The organism is Actinosynnema sp. (genome assembly GCF_052038725.1).
In genome coordinates, this window is sequence record NZ_JBQGCX010000380.1 from 1 (window position 1) to 2,967 (window position 2,967).

A 2,967-nucleotide genomic window follows, 5' to 3' on the forward strand; every position below is an offset into this window, starting at 1 on the left:
CCTCGGCGGCCACCGGGCGTCCGTTCCCGGCGGCAGACCCACCCGCAGCGGCGGGCTCGGTCTCCGCAGCCGGCTCGGTCTCCGCAGCCAACTCGGTCTCCGCGGCCGGCGCGACCCCGCCCCCTGCCGGGGTTCCGGCAGCGGCTCGGCCCCCGTCCGGGTGCGCGGGGCGGCGGACCGGGGCCGGGGCCTCGGTGAGCACGACGTGCGCGTTCGTGCCGCCCATCCCCCACGAGCTGACGCCCGCCACGAGCGGCCGGTCGGGGTGGGGCCAGTCCGAGAGTTCCGCGTGCACGCGCAGACCCAGCTCCCCCAGGGGGATCTCCGGGTTCGGCGTCGCGAAGTTCAGCGTCGCGGGCAGCCTGCGGTGCCGGATGGCGAGCGCGGTCTTCACCAGGCCGACGATGCCCGCCGCGCCCTCCAGGTGGCCGACGTTCGACTTGGCGGAGCCGACCCGCAGCGGGTCGTCCTCCCGGCCCGCCATCGCGGCGCCCAGCGCGCGCGCCTCGATCGGGTCGCCCACCGGGGTCCCGGTGCCGTGCAGCTCCACGTACTGGGCGCTCGCGGGCGCCACGCCCGCGGCGGCGAACGCGGCGCGGACGACCTCGGTCTGCGCCCGCTCCCCCGGCACGGTCAGGCCCTCGGTGGCGCCGTCGCTGTTGACGGCGCTGCCCAGCAGCACCGCGTGCACCGGGTCGCCGTCGGCCAGCGCCCGGTCCAGCCGCTTGAGCAGCACCACCGCGCCGCCCTCGCCCCGGACGTAGCCGTTGGCCGCGGCGTCGAGGGGGCGGCTGCGGCCGTCCGGGGACAGGGCGCCGAAGCGCTCCAGGCTGACGGTCTGCTCGCCGAGCAGGTTCAGGTTCACGCCGCCCGCGATGGCCAGGTCGACCGCGCCGTCGCGCAGCCCCTCCGCCGCCAGGTGCACGGCCACCAGCGACGACGCCTGCGCGGCGTCCACGGTGACGCTCGGGCCGCGCAGGTCCAGCGCGTAGGACACCCGGTTCGCGATGATGCCCCGGTGGGTGCCGGTCACGGTGTGCGGCGTGATCGCCGACGTGCCGTGCTGGTAGAGCAGGGCGGCGTAGTCGTCGCGGATGCTGCCGACGAACACCGAGGTGCGGCTGCCGCGCAGGTCGGCGGGGACGATCCTGGCGTCCTCGACGGCCTCCCAGGCCAGTTCGAGCACCAGGCGCTGCTGCGGGTCCATCGCCGCCGCCTCGCGCGGCGAGACGCCGAAGAAGTCCGCGTCGAACTCCGCGACCGAGTCGAGGAAACCTCCTCGGGTCACACCGGGTGACGCCTGCTCCCAGCGCCCGGCGGGAACGTCGGTGATGGCGTCCACGCCGTCGCGGAGCAGCGCCCAGAACGCGTCGGGGCCGTCCGCCGACGGCAGGCGCACCGCCATCCCGATGACGGCGACGGCGTCCTGCGGCCCGCCGGGAACCTCCTGCTGCCCGGCTGTGGGGTGGTCCATGCTGCCGACCGCCTTTCCTGACCAGCTAACCGAATGGGGGGCGTCCTGCTTTCCGGGCCGAAGGTAGGTCGGGGGCGGTAACGGGCCACTCTGGCCGGGCGCGGTGAGAATCCCGTTACCCGGCGGTGGAGGGGGTGGGCGGCGCTCGTGGTTACAGTCGGTCGCGTCCGACGAGTTGAGTCCTTTGTGGATCGCAGGAGGCGCGCGCGCCGCGACCACGCCGACCCGAGGGGATCACAGCATGTCCGAGCAAGCGCACGTCGCAGCCGGTGGAGTGGGCACCGCGGAACCCGCCGGGGCCGTGGACCCGAAGGAGCTGCGGTCGGTCATGGGCCGGTTCGCCACCGGCGTCGTGGTGGTCACCACCGGCGGCGAGCACGTCCACGGGATGACCGCGAACGCCTTCGGCTCGGTCTCGCTCGACCCGCCGCTGGTGCACGTGTGCGTGGCCCGCAGCGCGGTCATGCACCGGGCGCTGACCTCGACGGGCCGGTTCGGGGTGTCGGTGGCGGCAGCCGACCAGGAGCCCGCCGTGCGCCACTTCGCCGACCGCGAGCGCGTGCTGGGCGCGGCCCAGTTCGACGTGGTCGACTGGGCGCCGGGCCCGCTCACCGGGGCGCCGCTGCTGACCGGCGCGCTGGCCTGGCTGGAGTGCGAGGTGGTGACCGCGCACCCCGCGGGCGACCACACCCTGTTCCTGGGGCGGGTGCTGGGCTGCGGGTCGGGCGCGGAGCAGGGGGCGCTGGTGTTCCACCAGGGCCGCTTCCAGCGCGTCGGCTGACCGCGCGGCGCGCGACCCCGGTCGGCGAGCGGGCCGGTACGGCACCGCGGTGTGCCTCGGTAACTTCAAAGTGCGTTCTTACCCGAGCCCCCGCGCCGCGCCACCATGGATCCGGACCGGTCGAACCGGGTCCGTCAAGGCCGTCCGCGCGGCGCCCGCCGCCGGGACGGCACACCTCGCCGCCACGTGGCGGCGCCACTCCCACAGGGGGCCACGATGAGGAAGGTCGTCAGGTCGTTCGCCGACCTCCAGGACCCGTTCCTCGCCTACATCCAGGACATCGTCTACGCCACGATGACCACGGTGGACAAGAGGAACCGGCCGCGGGCACGGGTGCTGCTGCCCATCTGGGAAGTGCGCGACGGCGTCCCCATCGGGTGGATCGCGGCCTACCGCACCCCGGTGAAGGTCGCGCACCTCGCCCGCAACCCGCACACCACGATCTCCTACTGGAACCCCAAGCAGAACGCGGTGTTCGCCGACTGCCGCGCCGAGTGGGTGCAGGAGGACCAGGAGGTGCGCAGGGAGATCTGGGAGCTGTACCGCAAGGGCAGCCCGCCCGGTGTCGGCTACGACCCGGCGAACTTCTGGCGGCACGGCCCCGAGGACCCCAAGTTCGGGCTGATCAAGCTGGAGCCGTGGCGCATCCAGGTGCTGCGGGGCTTCGACCTGAGCAGCGTGTTCTGGGAGGCGCCCGACGCGGACGACGAGC

Annotated in this window: 3 protein-coding genes; 2 read left to right on the forward strand and 1 reads right to left on the reverse strand. The window is 74.8% G+C overall.

Translation table 11 applies throughout. From position 1 onward, the window contains the following. Window positions 1-1,474: polyketide synthase (locus ACTUAL_RS07645; protein WP_440899750.1), on the reverse strand; the 1,474-nt coding region annotated here is incomplete at its 3' end. 241 nt (window positions 1,475-1,715) lie between these two features. Between ACTUAL_RS07645 and ACTUAL_RS07650 the strand changes: the two genes are divergently transcribed. Together ACTUAL_RS07650 and ACTUAL_RS07655 are read left to right on the forward strand one after the other, a co-directional pair. Beyond that, entirely contained in the window at window positions 1,716-2,255 is a 540-nt protein-coding gene (locus ACTUAL_RS07650) for a flavin reductase family protein (RefSeq protein ID WP_096495690.1), read from the forward strand. 216 nt (window positions 2,256-2,471) lie between these two features. Further along, window positions 2,472-2,967: pyridoxamine 5'-phosphate oxidase family protein (locus ACTUAL_RS07655; RefSeq protein WP_440899751.1), on the forward strand; the 496-nt coding region annotated here is incomplete at its 3' end.